Origin of the sequence: Streptomyces graminilatus (genome assembly GCF_001418565.1) — a bacterium.
GTDB lineage: Bacteria > Actinomycetota > Actinomycetes > Streptomycetales > Streptomycetaceae > Streptomyces > Streptomyces graminilatus.
The window spans coordinates 13,934-28,426 of sequence record NZ_LIQQ01000013.1 but is presented as its reverse complement, the minus strand read 5'-3'; the positions used below and the strand labels follow the sequence as shown (position 1 = coordinate 28,426).

At 71.8% G+C, this 14,493-nt stretch carries 19 protein-coding genes; 12 read left to right on the top strand and 7 right to left on the bottom strand.

All coding sequences use genetic code 11. The annotated features are described in order from the left end of the window. Positions 1-632: 632 nt before the first annotated feature. The 4 genes from AOK08_RS01745 to AOK08_RS01730 all read left to right on the top strand — a co-directional run bounded on the left by AOK08_RS01745 (position 633) and on the right by AOK08_RS01730 (position 4,128). Positions 633-1,688 (top strand): hypothetical protein, encoded by a 1,056-nt coding sequence (locus AOK08_RS01745; RefSeq protein WP_055522927.1) that lies wholly within the window; start codon positions 633-635, stop codon positions 1,686-1,688. Continuing rightward, positions 1,688-1,891: a hypothetical protein gene (locus tag AOK08_RS01740; protein ID WP_055522926.1), complete on the top strand. Its 204-nt coding sequence runs from the start codon at positions 1,688-1,690 to the stop codon at positions 1,889-1,891. The genes AOK08_RS01745 and AOK08_RS01740 overlap by 1 nt, the downstream gene beginning before the upstream one ends. Before the next feature lie 204 nt (positions 1,892-2,095). Beyond that, entirely contained in the window at positions 2,096-2,617 is a 522-nt protein-coding gene (locus AOK08_RS01735; RefSeq protein ID WP_055522925.1) for a hypothetical protein, read from the top strand. After that, positions 2,617-4,128: a 3'-5' exonuclease gene (locus AOK08_RS01730; RefSeq protein ID WP_055522924.1), complete on the top strand. Its 1,512-nt coding sequence runs from the start codon at positions 2,617-2,619 to the stop codon at positions 4,126-4,128. Before AOK08_RS01735 ends, AOK08_RS01730 begins: the two co-directional genes overlap by 1 nt. Positions 4,129-4,261: 133 nt before the next feature. Here AOK08_RS01730 and AOK08_RS01725 read toward each other — a convergent pair whose 3' ends face one another. Further along, positions 4,262-4,669: a hypothetical protein gene (locus tag AOK08_RS01725; protein WP_241826771.1), complete on the bottom strand. Its 408-nt coding sequence runs from the start codon at positions 4,667-4,669 to the stop codon at positions 4,262-4,264. A gap of 334 nt (positions 4,670-5,003) precedes the next feature. Here AOK08_RS01725 and AOK08_RS42595 point away from each other — a divergent pair, with 334 nt between their 5' ends. Continuing rightward, complete coding sequence (locus AOK08_RS42595; RefSeq protein ID WP_055522921.1) at positions 5,004-5,771, top strand: replication-relaxation family protein; 768 nt, start codon at positions 5,004-5,006, stop codon at positions 5,769-5,771. A 136-nt stretch (positions 5,772-5,907) separates the two neighbouring features. Then, a complete protein-coding gene (locus tag AOK08_RS01715) occupies positions 5,908-6,432 on the top strand; it encodes a hypothetical protein (RefSeq protein ID WP_157876526.1) in 525 nt (174 codons plus the stop codon). Between the two features lie 120 nt (positions 6,433-6,552). Here the strand turns inward: AOK08_RS01715 and AOK08_RS44365 are convergent, their stop codons facing one another. From AOK08_RS44365 to AOK08_RS01700, 3 genes are read right to left on the bottom strand one after another with little or no spacing between them, the layout of a single operon-like run. Beyond that, on the bottom strand, positions 6,553-7,491 hold the full coding sequence (locus AOK08_RS44365) for a recombinase family protein (protein WP_107100830.1): 939 nt from the start codon (positions 7,489-7,491) through the stop codon (positions 6,553-6,555). Beyond that, a complete protein-coding gene (locus AOK08_RS01705) occupies positions 7,488-7,871 on the bottom strand; it encodes a hypothetical protein (protein WP_055522917.1) in 384 nt (127 codons plus the stop codon). The genes AOK08_RS44365 and AOK08_RS01705 overlap by 4 nt, the downstream gene beginning before the upstream one ends. 40 nt (positions 7,872-7,911) lie before the next feature. Then, the gene (locus AOK08_RS01700) at positions 7,912-8,640 is read right to left on the bottom strand and encodes an ATP-binding protein (protein ID WP_055522916.1); all 729 of its coding nucleotides are present in this window, start codon (positions 8,638-8,640) and stop codon (positions 7,912-7,914) included. Positions 8,641-8,922: 282 nt separating this feature from the next. On the opposite strand from AOK08_RS01700, the gene AOK08_RS01695 reads away from it, so the two are divergent. From AOK08_RS01695 to AOK08_RS42590, 4 genes are all read left to right on the top strand, one after another. Further along, complete coding sequence (locus AOK08_RS01695; RefSeq protein ID WP_055522914.1) at positions 8,923-9,765, top strand: hypothetical protein; 843 nt, start codon at positions 8,923-8,925, stop codon at positions 9,763-9,765. A gap of 206 nt (positions 9,766-9,971) precedes the next feature. After that, positions 9,972-10,235 (top strand): hypothetical protein, encoded by a 264-nt coding sequence (locus AOK08_RS01690; RefSeq protein ID WP_157876525.1) that lies wholly within the window; start codon positions 9,972-9,974, stop codon positions 10,233-10,235. Between the two features lie 72 nt (positions 10,236-10,307). Then, positions 10,308-10,631, top strand: a complete 324-nt coding sequence (locus AOK08_RS01685) for a hypothetical protein (protein WP_055522911.1) — start codon at positions 10,308-10,310, stop codon at positions 10,629-10,631. Positions 10,632-10,811: 180 nt separating this feature from the next. Continuing rightward, entirely contained in the window at positions 10,812-11,105 is a 294-nt protein-coding gene (locus tag AOK08_RS42590) for a hypothetical protein (protein WP_079053763.1), read from the top strand. On the opposite strand, the gene AOK08_RS01680 is transcribed toward AOK08_RS42590, so the two are convergent. The 3 genes from AOK08_RS01680 to AOK08_RS45425 all read right to left on the bottom strand — a co-directional run bounded on the left by AOK08_RS01680 (position 11,059) and on the right by AOK08_RS45425 (position 12,219). Then, positions 11,059-11,643 (bottom strand): hypothetical protein, encoded by a 585-nt coding sequence (locus AOK08_RS01680; RefSeq protein WP_107100829.1) that lies wholly within the window; start codon positions 11,641-11,643, stop codon positions 11,059-11,061. The two genes, AOK08_RS42590 and AOK08_RS01680, sit on opposite strands and share 47 nt — an antisense overlap. Positions 11,644-11,839: 196 nt before the next feature. Further along, positions 11,840-12,046, bottom strand: a complete 207-nt coding sequence (locus AOK08_RS01675) for a hypothetical protein (RefSeq protein ID WP_055522908.1) — start codon at positions 12,044-12,046, stop codon at positions 11,840-11,842. Beyond that, entirely contained in the window at positions 12,043-12,219 is a 177-nt protein-coding gene (locus tag AOK08_RS45425) for a hypothetical protein (protein WP_157876524.1), read from the bottom strand. Before AOK08_RS45425 ends, AOK08_RS01675 begins: the two co-directional genes overlap by 4 nt. A 698-nt stretch (positions 12,220-12,917) precedes the next feature. On the opposite strand from AOK08_RS45425, the gene AOK08_RS01670 reads away from it, so the two are divergent. Both AOK08_RS01670 and AOK08_RS01665 read left to right on the top strand, forming a co-directional pair. Beyond that, positions 12,918-13,943: an NsdA family TPR-like regulatory protein gene (locus AOK08_RS01670; protein WP_241826770.1), complete on the top strand. Its 1,026-nt coding sequence runs from the start codon at positions 12,918-12,920 to the stop codon at positions 13,941-13,943. Continuing rightward, entirely contained in the window at positions 13,928-14,473 is a 546-nt protein-coding gene (locus AOK08_RS01665; protein WP_055522905.1) for a GNAT family N-acetyltransferase, read from the top strand. The genes AOK08_RS01670 and AOK08_RS01665 overlap by 16 nt, the downstream gene beginning before the upstream one ends. The last annotated feature ends 20 nt before the right edge of the window (positions 14,474-14,493 follow it).

The following is a 14,493-nucleotide window of genomic DNA, read 5'->3' as shown; positions in this document are numbered from 1 at the left end:
GGGCGTCGGAACGCGCGAGATCCGCCCGAAAGAGGGCGCCGGACAAACTCCGGAGTTCGCCGGCGGGCAACTCCCGTCGGCCGGGCGGGGTGTAAACGGACCTGTAAACCAGGGTGTGACAGACGCTGTCCCGCACACCCGCTCCGACCTTCCTGACCACCTGAGATGAACCCACCCACTTCTTGAGGGACGAAGGGAGTGGGTGGGTTCATGTCTGGGGGGCAGGACGCGCAGGTCGGAGCGGGTGTGCGGGACAGCGTCTGTCACACCCTGGTTTACAGGTCCGTTTACACCCCGCCCGGCCGACGGGAGTTGCCCGCCGGCGAACTCCGGAGTTTGTCCGGCGCCCTCTTTCGGGCGGATCTCGCGCGTTCCGACGCCCGCTGTCAGCAGTGGGCGGTACCGTGCTGTGCACGGCCCTCGCACGGGCCCAAGCTAAGCCTCAGCCCATGACTGGGAGCTATCTGAGGCGAAGGTGCCAGGACCCTCGAGAAGAGGTCCCAGCGCATCAGTGCGGAGAGCAACACCTTCGTCTTCACCGACGAACTTCCGTATGCCCGCGCAGTTCACCACGTTCTTGCTCGCGTGCATCGGGTCATGGGTAACCGCTTGCACGCCATTGAGGAGAACTCGTGGTCAAGAAGCACGGGAAGAAACAGCGCGCCCGCCAGAAGTCGCGCCGTACCGGAGCCGCACACGCGTCGGCGGCCGCCGGCACCACGCACACGCACACGCCGCTGCCGGACATGGACGTCCTGCCCCTGGTGCCGCACGGCGCCGGGCGGGTGCTCGACCTCGACCTGGCCGCCCGGCTCGTCGCCGCGTGCCGGGCCGGGTGCGGGCCGTGCCAGAAGTCGCTGGCGAAGAGGGCGCGGCAGGACCGGCCGACGCTGGCGGCGCTCGCCGGGGTCGTCTTCGGCCTGGTGCCCACGGTGGGGATGTTCGCCTCCGCCACCACGCGTGAGTGGGCTCCGCTGGCCCGCGACGCGAAGGCCAGGAACAGCGGCATCGAGGCGCTCGCCGCGGTCGAGGCGATGACTGACGAGCAGGTGTCGGAGCTCCTGGAGGACGCGCTCGACCACTGGGCCGCGGGCGGTGTTCCCGAGGAGCAGATCGCCGACATGGTCAAGTTCGTCGGGTCGCCGGATCTGCCGCCGCGCCAGCGTCCGGCCGACCCCATGGACGCCTTCCGCAAGGCGGGGATCGACGTGTTCACGCTGGACGACCTCGACGTGGACCTGGACGGCATCGACACCTACCACCTGGCGGAGAACTACGGGGTGTTCATCGGGCAGACGGCGACGCCCGAGGGCCGCCCGCTGCCGATGCTCACGCTGTACCCGGAGACCGAGGGCGCCGGGATCGAGGACCTGGAGCGGCGCACCGACTGGGAGCACTGGGGCCTGCACGGGATGCCGGACATGGATCCGCACTGGCGGCTGCGGGCGAACATCGCCGACCGGTCGCTGGAGGGCCTGGTCCGCGTCGGCCCGGACGGCGAGGACGACATCGAGCTGTGGCGGGCTGCGCAGAAGGTGAGCCTGCCGGCGGAATGGTGGTCGCTGCTCGACCAGGCGCAGCACGTCCTGGTCGCCGGGCCGGTCAAGGAGGCCGACAACCGGGCGCTGCAGGCCGCGGGCGACGCGGGTGAGCTCCTGGCGGTCGTGGCGCGCGTGAGCTTCCACTGATGGCCCGCCGTGAACGCCGCCCGCGCCAGCACCTGCCCGGGATCGCCGACATCCGTATCGGGGCCGACGACGCCACCGTCGCCCTGGTCGTCGACGTCCTGCGCCGGGAGTTCAACCTCACCGAGCCGGAGCCGTACGACAGCGGCTTCACCTACCTCCGGCTCGACACCGGCAACACCGCCCCCGATCCGGACGGCGACTGAGACCGCCTCATTTCCGGTCGGAAAACTGAAACCTGCCCAGCTCAGGGGCCACAGCCCCGGTGCCGTCCGGCGCGCACGCACCCGCACCACGGGAGCGCTGCCCGCGCCGGTCGGTGCCGGGGGAGCGGGGGCCTGGGGGCCGGCGAAGGCCCCCAGCAGCCACCCGGCCCAGCCACCCCACCCCCTTCGAGCAGAAGGAGAACCGTGCCCAGCACCGACGACGTGAACCTCTCCCAGATCGCGCGCATGGCCGGTGTCGGCCGCGTGGCGGTCGTCAACTGGCGCCGCCGCCACGGCGGTCTCGACGCCACCGGCGGCACCGCCGAGAGCCCCACCTTCCCCCTCGCGGCCGCCGAACAGTGGCTGCGGGCCCTCGGCAAGCTCCCCCAGACCACCCCGGCCGAGCCCGCCACCCTGACCTTCGAGGGCGGGCAGACAGTCACCGCGTACATCCCGGACCTGCGCGTACCCGGCCCCGGGGACCGGTACGACCAGTACGAGGAGTTCGGCGGCTACATCGCCGCCGAGGGCCGCGACGGCATCCCGTGGCCCCGGGCTTCGGTGCGGATCGACGTCCCCGGCCAGACGCCGTACGAAGTGACCGACGCGAACGTCGACATCAGCTATGCGGGCGGCAACTGGCAGTACCTGAGCCTGATCTGGCCCGCCCCGCGCCGCCAGTTGCTGGCCACCGCCACCACCACCACACCGACGAAGGAGCGTTGATGACCGAGACGACCACGCAGACCGTGGCCACGGAGACGGCCGCCGAGGAGACGCCGGCGCTGCCGGAGGCATTGGGTGCCCGCCGGATCGCGGGCCTGCTCTCCGACCACATCGGCGAGCAGGTGACCGCCTCCGACGTTGACGAGCTCGTCGCAGGCCAGCACCTGGTCGCGGTCGACTCCTACAAGGGGTGGCCGATGTACGCGACGGCGGCCGCGCTCGCCCTCGACGAGGACCTGGTGCGCGGCGTGGTCGCCGAACGGCTCGCGTGGGAGGCGGCGAGCGTCCCCAGGGACGCGGCGGCCGAGCGGATCGGCTGGCACTGGCGGGACATCGAGCGGATGGGCGCCGAGGGGCGCATCACCCTGGGCAAGGGCCGCCGCTACCTGATCACCGACCTGGAGGCGCTGGCCGCCGAGGCGGACGGCGAGCAGTACATCACCGCGCAGGCCGCCGCCGACGTCCTGGAGATCCGGCACCCGGCCGACTGGCGGTACGTCGAGGCCGCCGGGTGGATCGCCCCGGCCGACACCTACGAGCGTGAGGTCGGCCGGCACCGCACCGTCACGGTCGCGCTGTACCGGCTCGGCGACGTCCGCGCGGTGCGGGACATGCCGGGCGTGGACTGGGAGTCCGTGCGGGGCCTGCCCAAGGGCACGGCCTCGCCGCTGCGCGAGTACGCGGCCCTCGCGCCCACCCGCTCCGCCGTGGTGAAAGGCTTCGCGCAGGGGTTGGCCGACCGGCACCGTACGACGGTGTGGGCCTGGAACTCCCCGTACTCCGGCGGCTGGGAACTGGACTGGGAGCGCGTCGAGGACAGGCCGACCGAGGATGAGGTCCGGCGGGAGCTGCTCGCCGACCCGGCGGCCGCCCCGTACGCCAGCGAGATCACCCTGTGCCCGGTGTGGGGAGAGGTGACCCGCGCCGCGCGCGAGCTCCTGCAGCCCGACGTCGCGGTCATCCTCGACACGGAGACCACCGACCTGGACGGGCAGACGATCGAGGTCGCCGTGATCGACGCGGCCACCGGCAAGAAGCTGATGGACACCCTGGTCAGGCCGACCGAGCCGATCAGCGACGGCGCCCGCTGGGTCCACGGCATCACCGACGAGATGGTGGCCGACGCCCGGCCCTTCGAGAAGGTCCTCCCCCGGCTCCGCCAGGTCACCAAAGGGAAGATCATCTGTGCGTACAGCTCGGCCTTCGACCGCCGGATCGTGCTCGGCGACGTCAAGCGGACCGGGAAGAAGCCGCTGCACCTGGAACCCGAAGACTCCTGGTACTGCCTCATGGAGGCGTACCGGCGCTGGGTCGGCGCCTTCCGGTGGCTCCGGCTCGGCGGCAGCCACCGCGCCCTCGGCGACTGCGAATCCGCGAGGCAGGTGTTGATCCGCATGTCCGAGGGCCGGGGCACCACGTTCACGCCGACCCCGCCCGCGCCGGGCGATCCGGTGGCCGGTCCGCCCGCCGGCAGCGTCATCGCCGCGGTGGCCGTGGTGCCGGACGCCTGACAGGCCCGCCTTCAGACCCGCTGTCAGACCCGACAGACCCGCTTTCAGACCCCTTCGTGAAACCGCAGACGGGCCCTTGTAAGACCTGTTAGCCCCAACAGGTCTAATAGGGCCCGTTCTGCGTGTGAGGGCGTCACAGGCCCGTACGGACGCCCTGGAAGCCGGGCCCGAGGCCGCGTCGCCGGGGACGGCTGGCCGTACGCGGGGCGATGGGCACGACGGGCGCGGTCGTCTCCGGCTCGGCGTCCACGGAGATCTCCAGGCGTCGGCGGGCCTGGGTGGTCGCGGCCGCCACCGCGGCGAGCGCCTCGGCGATCTCCGGGCCGATGGTCCCCAGGGCCTCGGCGAGCGTGTCGATCGCGTCCAGGGCGTCCTCGGCGGCCGCCGTGTTCCAGGCGCCCGGGCCTGCGGTGTCGGCGAGGTGGCAGGCGCTCTCGACGGCCTGTTCGGCGCGCTGCTCGACGCCGGGCTGTGCCTGCCCCAGCGGCTCCATGACTGTCCCCTTGGCGTGCCCGGTGAGATTTTCGGCGGTGAGTGTCACACGGATCGACTTTCGAACACCCATAGGAGATGAGCAGCGGATTTCTGTCCGGAGGTCCGCGCCATCATCTCGAAGGAGTACCGCCGTGTACGACAACACCGACGACGACCGCGAGGACACTGCACGCGAGCGGGCCTGTGAGCCGTCCGCCACCGAGCCCGGCTCCGGGACCGCCCCCGGGCCTGCGGCTCTTCCCGGAGAATCCGGCGAATCCGCAGGTCAGCGCATCGGTCAAGGGGGTCTTTCGGGTGCCGACACCTCTATTCCAGCTCTTGCTTCGGCTTCTGCTGGTCAGAGGAAACTCACCTCAACCGCCCGGATCCGCGGTGCCGTGATGCTTGCCCTGTCCTGTGTGCGGATCGCCACCGCCGACCAGCTCTCCATGGTCGTCACCGACAACCGCGTCGGCGTCGGCTACACCCTGCGGGCGCTGCGGGACCTGGAGGCGCTCGGGCTGGTCGGCCACGGTCGGCACGGCCGGTCCAAGGTCTGGCACCTGACCACCAGCGGCCAGCGCGCCGTTGCCGAAGGCGGCGACGTCCCCGTCCGCCCGCACGCCGCGACCGGCGAGAGGGCCATCGCCGCCGGCCTCGCCGCGCACGGCTTGGGCGTCACCGAAGTGATGCTCGCTTTCGGCGGTCACCTGCTGGACTGGGAGGTGGAGGTCGACCACAGCATCGACAAGGTGCGCCGCGTGGTCACCGACGCCGTGCTGCGCCGCGACTCGCACCGGGCGGAGGTGGAGTTCCTGGAGTTCGACCGCGGCACCATGTCCGTCGCCCGGCTCGCGGCGAAGCTGCGGGCGTACCAGGCGTACAGCGAGGCCACGTACCACGAGGGCGAGCGGGGCACGATCGGCACCACGAAGTACGTGTGGCGCGAGCGCTACCGCCGCAGCCGGTCCTTCCCCCTGATACGCCTGGTCCTCGACGGCGGCGACAAGGCGACGCTGGAGCGGCGGACAGAGGCCCTGCGCCAGCAGATACGCGGCATCCGACTGCGTGTCGTCGCTGCCCCGCTGTGGATGCTGCAGAAGCCGAGCGAAGAGTGGACGTGGGAGCCGATCGGAGTCGACGACGGCAAGACCCGCCAGGCCGCGTGACCCGCCCCGGCCGGGCTCGTTGGACCCGGTAGTTCACGTGCACGGAGGGGCCCGGGTCGTCATGGCGATGCCCGGGCCCCGTGCCGTGCTCCGAAGTCGCCCGGCGGCCGCCGGAGCCACCGGTAGCGTCGTGGTCATGACGACTCATCAAGGGGAGGACGCGGCGGCCCGGCCGCGCGGGCTGTGGGGCCGCCTGGTCGACGCCTTCCACGGACGGGACACCGCGACGCCGGCGCCCGTCGTCCGTCCGAGCAGCCTGGAGTGGAGGGTCGATCCCGACACGGAGAGCTGGTGGTACCAGCCGCCCGCCTCCCCGGCCGGGTTCCAGGAGATCCAGGGCCGGGCGCCGGACGGGTACGACTTCGCCCGGCTGGTCTGGCAAGCCTGTGAGACGTGCCGCCTCGGGCTGATCGTGAAGATCAGGGTCACCGGTCCGTGGCAGCGCCACGGGTACGGAAGCCGCATGGTGCGGTTCGCCCTGCAGGGCCGTGACGGGTACAGCTGGACGACGACCCCGCAGTCGGAGGACGCCCGGGCATTCTTCCCGGTCCTCACGGCGTCGACGGGCGTCGCCTTCCCCCGGGAGATGCGGTCGTGCGAGCACATGGATGTCCGGCCTCGGCGCTCCGAGTCGGCGCGGCAGATCGACCCGCCGCCCTGACGCACCCGTCTGCCCTCGCCCTCGTGACCTGCGGCCGCATCACACGTCAGCCCCTGTCGGACCCGTTGGGGCTAATGGGTCCGACAGGGGCTGAGCTGTGCTTTCCGCCTGGAACGCGGGTTAGGCGGTGTGGGCGCGGGCGGCTGCCACACGGTCGCTGTGGATCCGGTGGGCCTTGCGGCCGGCGGGCGACTGCATCAGCGCGGCCGCGGAGTGCTCGATCATCGCCGTGTGCACGCTGACCGGCGCGGTGACCCGCACCGAGTAGCCCTGGCCCCGGCGGATCGTCTGCCCGGCATCGAGCGCCTGGCGGACCGCGCCGTCGGCGACGTCGGCCAGGTTCTCGGCGACCAGGCCGGGTACGTCGACCACCGCGACCGGGTCGGCGGCCGCCGCCTGGTCCCGGCCGCCGTCGGCGGCGTCGTCCTGGTCGTCGCCGTCGAGCAGCGTCGACAGGTCGTCGGGCACGTCGCGGGCTCCGGCGGCGTCGAGCACCCGGCGCACGGTCTTGGGCGCGATGTCGTACTGCCGGGCGAGGGCCTTCACGGCGGCGCCCTCGCGGTACGCCTCCACCAGCTCGATCACCTCGCCCTGGTCGAGCGCGGCCGGACGGCCGAGGGTCTTCCCGGCGGCCTCGGCCGCGGCGACGCCTTCGCGGGTGTTCTCGCTGATCATGTCGCGCTGGAACTCCAGCACCGCGGCGAGGATCTGCACGATCATCTTGGTGCCTGTGTCGTCCGAGGCGAGGTCGATCCCGGACAACAGCCCGGACTCCACCCGCAGGTGCAGGCCCCGCCGGATGAGCACCGGGCGCAGGGCGATGATGTCCGCCACCGACCGGAAGAGGCGGGCCGCGTCGGCGATCCGGATGGTGTCGCCGACGGCGGCCTCGTCGAGCAACCGTTTGAACCCGGCCCGGTACAGGGACAGAACGCGGCTGGAGGTCGCCGGGTCCTCGTAGGCCGGGGCGCCGGCGGCGAGCAGCGCCGCCAGGGCGTGCCGCTGCCGGGCGTCGGTCTGCTTGTCCGTGCTGTGGCGCAGGTACAGGCGGTCGGTCACTGGTCGTCGTCCTCGAACTCCATGCCCGTGGTGTCCATGCCCATCGGGGAGACGGCGTTGTGCATCCGCTGCACGGCGGCCGTCAGCGCAGCGGCGGCGGCCACGGCCTCCTCTCGGGCGGTCCGCATCTCCGCGACCTTGGCGTTCGCGCTGCCGCCGCCGTCGACCAGGATGTGGCCCCCCTTGTAGGCGTGCGTCACGGGCACGGTGGACTGCTCGACGGCCTGGCCCAGCATCCCGACCAGGTACGAGAGGTTCCCGATCGCGTCGTACGCGTGGCCGGGGAACTCCCAGTCGTCCCCGACGGAGCGGGAGGTGTGGTTGAAGGCGCGGATGCCCTCGGCGGCCTCGGACAGGTGACGGGCGGGGTTCTGGCTCACGGGGGTCTCCTCGGTGGTGGTGATCGGTCGGGCGTGCTGGTCAGAGGGGCGTGACGATGTCGTGCGCGGCGGTGAAGCCCTCCGTGAGCAGGGCCTTGGGGGTGGCCGCGAGCGCGAGGGAGTGCTGCCAGGCGAGGACGTCGTCCGGCACCTGCCGGTTGGCCGGCCGCTCGCGGTTGCGGGCGCGGCAGGTGTCGAGGTGGGGGAGGAAGCGCAGGCCGACGATGGGGCGGCCGTGGCGGCGGGCCCGCTCGACGAGCTCGGCGCGGACGCGCGCCTCCACGTTCGTGGAGTCGAGGTAGAGGGTGGTCCCCTCGCTCAGGTGCTTCTCCAGCAGGATGTTCTGCTCCGCCACGGCGGCCGGGGTGAGGGACTGGTCGCCCGCGTCGCCGAGCCGCTCGCGCAGGGAGTCGAGGCTGACCACCGTGACGATCCCGGCCTCGGCCGCGAAGGTGCTCTTGCCCGCCCCGCCGGGGCCGATGGCGACCACGAGCGTGCCGGGCTCCAGGGAGCGCAGCACGTCGGTGCCGGCCGCCGCGCGGTCGTCGGCGGCGATCCACCGGTCCGGGCCGCCCTCGCGGGTGTGCCGCCAGTCCTGCCGGGTGCCGATGATCAGCTCGGCCCAGTCCATCGCGCCCTCGACGTCGCGGTCGAAGTCCGCCGCGAAGGTCTCGTGGCAGTCCAGGAACAGGCCGTCGCGGTTGAGCTGCCAGCCGAAGGTGTCGCCGGTGAGGTGGGCCGGGGCGAGGACGTAGCGCGGTAAGGGCATGAGGTTCCCCTCGGTTCGGCCGGACCGGGTGGCTCGGCGTCCGTTCACCACTCTACGGGGGCGAAATAGGGGGGCGCAAGTATGGAACGGATTCAATGGATCACGACCCGTTCCATGTCCGGTTTCCGCCCGGTTTGGGCTATTCATCGGATCGGATCGGCTACCGGGGGCTAAAACGACCGTTTCCGCCCCCTGATCGGAATGGATCACGGGTGGCCCGACCTTGCGGGCGATGTCAGGTTAGACCTGACACGGACCGCCTGTCAGGTCTAACCTGACGGCATGAGCGAAGAGGACGCACCAGCCACCGACACCACCGGCACCCCGCCCGGCGAGGCAGTCCAGGACCCGCCGCACCCGTACGACGAGCAGGCGCTGGCCCGCATCAAGCTGTCCGACGCCTACCGGGAGGTCGCCGAGTCCGCCCTGCACGGCGTCGCCACCTGGTACGACAAGAGCAGCTTCACCGGCCAGGGCAGCTACGTCGAAGAAGCCGCTCGCCTCGTCTCCCGGGCCGAGGACGTCCTGCGCTGCGCGGTCATCTACGAGCGCGAAAGCCACAGCAGCTGGGAGGACATCGGCGGCGCCCTGGGGGTCACCCGCCAGACCGCCCACGAGCGGTTCGCCGACGTCGTCGCCCGCTGGCGCGCGCCTCTCGACAAGCCCGAGCGCTACCTCCCCGACGGCACCCCCGACGACGAGCGCATCCCCTACGGCGCCCGCTACGCCGACGGCGACCTCCGCCCGCACTACGGCACGGCTGAGCAGACGGCCAAGGACCTGGAGGGGTGGCTTCGGCAGCGCACCGTCCCGGGCGACAGCTGGGCCGACGAGGAACACCCGGTGACCGGCGCCCTCACCCGGAACAGCACCGCCACCATGCTGATGCGGCTGTCGGACATCGCCCGCCGGCTGCTCGACGAGCAGATGGTGCCCGACCCCCGGGCGGAGGCCGACATGTGCGAGCGCCGGGTGGCGCTGTACGAGCGGATGATCCGCGAAGACGAAGTCGTCCCCGCCGACGTCCACAAGTGGATCCAGCGGGACCGCGCCCGCGCCGCCGAGCTGCGCGCCACTCCCGGCACCGGCACTCCCTGGCCTGCCGAAGACTCCGACGGCAGCTGACCGGTTCCCCGATTCGTCCAGGGCCTCGCCCGGCTTCGGCCGCGCGGGGCCCTTCCTCGTTGTCAGCCCCGTTGGCCCGCCTGACAGGCACACCGGCGGTTTTCTGCCCGCCGGGCGGGAGCCGGGGAGATATCTCCCTCGCCTGCCACCTCCGTTGGACCGGAGCGGCGAGGCTCCTGCAGAAGCCCCCGGCAGAGAGGACCACCGTGATGACCGCCTTCACCGACCCGGCCGACGCGGCCGCGCAGCTGGCCGACGCGATGCAGGCCCTCGGGCAGGCCGCCGCCTCCGGCCCGTTCGAGGTCGAGGTGCGCGTGCGGGTCGTGACCGCCGCAAGCGTGGCGCGCGGGCGGCAGGAGCGCCTGCGTGCCGAGCAGACCCGCCAGGACGGCCTGCAGCGCTACCGGGAGCGCACGGAGCGGCTGGGCAGTGCGGAGCGCGGCCGCCCGGGTCTCGGCTTCGGCACCTGAACGGCCGAGGCGCGTAGCCCGTCCGGGCGACGTTCCGCCGGCGGTGCCGAACGGCGCGGCTACCGTCGGCCCATGCCTTCCACCACGGCCGTGCCCCCGCCCGCGAAGATGTCGGAGCACGACGCCACACAGGCCGTGCGCGCCGGGGTCGCCGCCGGCACTCCGGTGCGGCAGCTCGCTCAGACCACCGGCTGGTCTGTCGGCTGGGTCTCCGAACTGGCCAAGGAGTTCCGCCAGACGCCCGGCGCGGCCGCCGAGGAGCAGCATCCGCCCGCACAGCGGTCCGGTGACGAACTGGAGGCCCTGCAGGGCTGCGTCGAGACCTTGAGCGGTCTGGACGCCCCGGGCCGCCGCCGCATCCTGCGGTACCTCGGCGACCTCTTCGACGGCTCCTGACGGCCTCTCAGCGGGCGGCGCTGCAGGCGTCCCGACCGCCCGGTTAGCCCTGTTGGGCCTAATGGGCCTGATAGGGCGTGACGTGCAACGGCGCTCACCCCGTACCGCTGTGGGGTGAGCGCCGTCCGTGTTCGGTTGTTCTGGTCCCGGCGGGGGGTCGGGCTCCGCTACCGTGCCGTCATGAGTGAGCCGTTCGCCCAAGGCGAGGACCATCCGGCATGTGGCATCTGCCCGTCGAAGCGGCTGCCGCGCGAGGCGTTCGTCGTCTACTCGCGCCCCTCGTGGGAGTGCCCGTTCGACCCTGCCGACGGCTTCCGCTACACCCTGGACGACCGGACACCGGCGTGCGTGCACCCCGACAAGGTGGGGCTGGAGCCGGACCGGATCGCCCCGCCGTCCAGGCCGGAGCCGGAACCCGCGCCGGAGGCTACGCCGCGGCGTAGTCGATGGCGCTTGTCATTCCGCGGTCGGTGATGCCGATGGCGGCGTACTTGCCGTCGAGGACCTGGCGGCGCCGCTCGGCCTCGGCGGCCGGGATCCAGTACCGCTCGTCGACCGGGCCGAAGGCCAGCTCGTACGCCTGGTGCGTGTAGTCGCCGGTGTTCCACGGCGTGTTGTTGGCGTGCTCGTTCACCGTGGAGTGCACGAACAGGTGCCCGGTACGCCCCTGGATGCGAGACAGGGCCGTGAACTGGGCACACAGCGCATGGCAGGTGACGTCGACCGGCACGGGCACGGGCAGCTCGGCGAGGAGCTCGTCGCCGGTCAGCTCGTACACGGCCGACTTGAGCGCCATCACCTTGAGCGCGTCGGCGATGAGGTGCTGCGCGTCCCTCTCGACGCTGTAGGTGCTGATGAGCGGGCCGCCGTAGAAGTCGTCCCACTCGCTGTTGTACTTGGCACAGCCGTCGAGGACGGTGGACGTCTCGGTGTCGGCCCGCCAGTCGTCCAGGATGTGCCGGGCCCGCGCGGCAATGGCCTCGGGCTCGGGAAGTGCTGTTGCTGTGGTCACCGTGTCTTCCCTTCGTCGGGTGATGCTCTGTCAGGTGGTGCTGGCCGGCTGGGCCGGGGGTTGTGACGTCCACCCCGGCCCAGCCGGGGTCATAGGAGGCGGAGCACGACGAGCGCCAGGACGGCGAGCGCTCCGCTGAGGGCCCAGGTCTGCCACCAGGCCCACCAGGGCGGTCCGCTGCGGCGGCGTCTGCCGGTCACGGGGCCTCCCAGGTGCCGCGCATGGAGATCAGCTCGATGGCTGCCCATGTCGTGGGCCACGGCTCGGAGAAGGTGCCCCCGTAGCGGGGCCGCAGGTAGGGCACACCGTCGCGTACGTCCGTGAGCACGGCCTGACAGCCCCGGGAGGTGTCGCGTACGAGGTCGCCCACCCCCGCTGCGCGGGGAGCCGTTGCGCCGGTCACTGCGCACTCTCCTGCGACGTCTCACTCTGCGCCCGACGTCGGCGACGCTGGACAGCGTCGATCGCCCTCACGCTGCCCTCACCGTCCTCGATGCGGGCCCGGTAGTCCTCCCAGTCACGGGCGGTCCAGTCCTCCAGCCCGGCGGGGAAGTCGTCGGTGCCGGCGCGGGTCACTGGTTCGCCTCTACGGCCGGGACGCCGTACATGGACGCGCATGGGTCGCAGGCGAACAGGGAGTCATCGCGCAGTATCGGCACCGGAAACCTGGGGTCCGGAGTCCCACTGCACCAGCAGCACGAGCGGCCTGCGATCTGCTGCGGGCTCAGCCGCCCACGGTGAATCGCCGGGGCGTCCACGTAGGCACCGGCAAATGGCTTGGGCTGCGTGCTGCGCGTCGTCATGTGGGCCTCGCGCTCGCGGTCGGGAGCTTGCGGCGGCCATCTCCCACGGGGGAACGAGAGACGGCCGCCAGACGCCTGCGGCGTTCGCCGGGGCGCGCGTCCAGTCCAACGCCGGAGCGTGGTCAACGGGTAGGAAAAGTGGGCCCATTGCTACTCGCGGTGACCGGAAATTTCTGCGGGGCAGGATCCTCGCAACCCCTCCACGCTGCATGATCACGCGGCTACGGTGAGTGTGTGGAAGGAAATTTCCGGTTGCACGCCCACATGATCGAACACGCCTTCAAGCAGGGCGGGTTAGCCGACAGGGTGAACGATGAGCTGAAGACGGCCGGTCACAAGGGGACTGTCGGTGACCGCACGGTCCGCAACTGGGTAACCGGAAAAACCCGCTGGCCGCACCGGCGCCAGCGCGACGCCCTCACGGCAGTATTCGGATGCACACCCGTCTGCCTTGGCTTCTATCCCCCGGGCATGCCCGCACCGCCATACGAGGACCCCTCAGCCATGCTCCGCCGCCGCTTTTGCACCGCCGCCACATCCGCCGTCGCAGCCACCGCCCTGCCAGCCGCCGGCACCCGCCCCACCACCGTGGGCACCTCCGATGTGCTCCGCCTGCGGGACGGCTTAGACCGGCTGACCGCCCTCGATCAGAAACGCGGCGGACATGCCGCCCTGGAGCGCGCCGCGCTCGCTGGCGCAGCCGAGGCTGTCGGCCTCCAGGACCACTCCGCCTCACAGACGATCCGGCAGCGGCTGTTCGGTGTCGCCGCCGACTACACCACGGCCGCCGCCTGGTCGTGTATCGACGCCCGCCAGCTCGACCCCGCCCGTATGCACGTGAACGAAGCGCTGAGACTGGCCGGACTGTCGCAGGACCCCGTGGCAATCATGCGGGTGTGGAACTCCACCTCGATCCTTGCGCACCAACTCGGTCACCATGCCGAAGGCGTGGCAGCGGCGCAGGCGGCCCAGTCCTGCGCGATCACACGCCGCGATCCGCTGTTCGGATCCCTCGCGCACGCCCGTGCCGCGATCGGGCACGCCTACCGGGACGACCGGCAGGCCGCTATCCGTTCGATCGGATACGCCGAAGAGGCCCTGGTGCGAGCCGAGACGCGCCCCCGTCCGTCCTGGATCTCCTTCTACGGGCCTGCAGAACTGCACGCCCTGACCGGGATCGTCCGCAGCCGTCTCGGCCAGCCCGCGGAGGCGGAAGCGGCCTCACACCGCGCCCTGTCCACGCTGCCGGCTCCCTACCGACGCAACCGCGCCATGACCACCGTGGACCTCGCCATCGCCCAACTCCACCAGGGCGATGCCGAACAAGCCTGCGCCACGACCGAGGACGCCTTCACCCTGATGTCCGGAAGCCCACTGCCCGGCCGCCTGCGCGTCCAACTCGGCGACTTCTACCGCGATCTCCTCACGCTCGCGCCCTCCACCGCAGTGGCGCGCGAGTGGGCCGACCGTTACCGATCCGAATGGAGCCCCGCGTGACCACGGCACCCGCCATCGACCTGCGCCGCTACGGACACAACGACCTGCCCGACATCCGGCAGACCCTGCTCGACGTCCATGCCGACGCCTACTTCGAGCGGCGGCACGAAGAGTTCGTACAGCGCTTCCCCTGGTTCGTGGACCACTGGGGCGGGCGGGAAGGATTCGCGTGCGTGGTCGCCTACGAGGGCGGTGAACCCATCGGGTTCACCTACGGGGCGCCGGGCGAGCCGGGCCGCGAATGGTGGCGTGAGTACCTGGCCGAGGAGCCGGCGGACCCGTCGACGTTCTCTGTCTCGGAACTGATGCTGAAGCCGAATTGGCGCAAGCGAGGTCTGGGGGAGCGGCTGCACACCGCGCTGCTCACCGACCGGCCGGAGGCCCTGGCCGTGCTCACCGTGGACACCAAGCGGCCTCGGCTCCAAGCGCTGTACGAGGGCTGGGGGTACCGGAAGGTCGGCGAGCGTCAGCCGTTCCCGGACTCCCCGCTGTATGCCGTGATGCTGCTCGACCGCAAGCACACGGCCTGAACTACCGACTGGCAACGCCC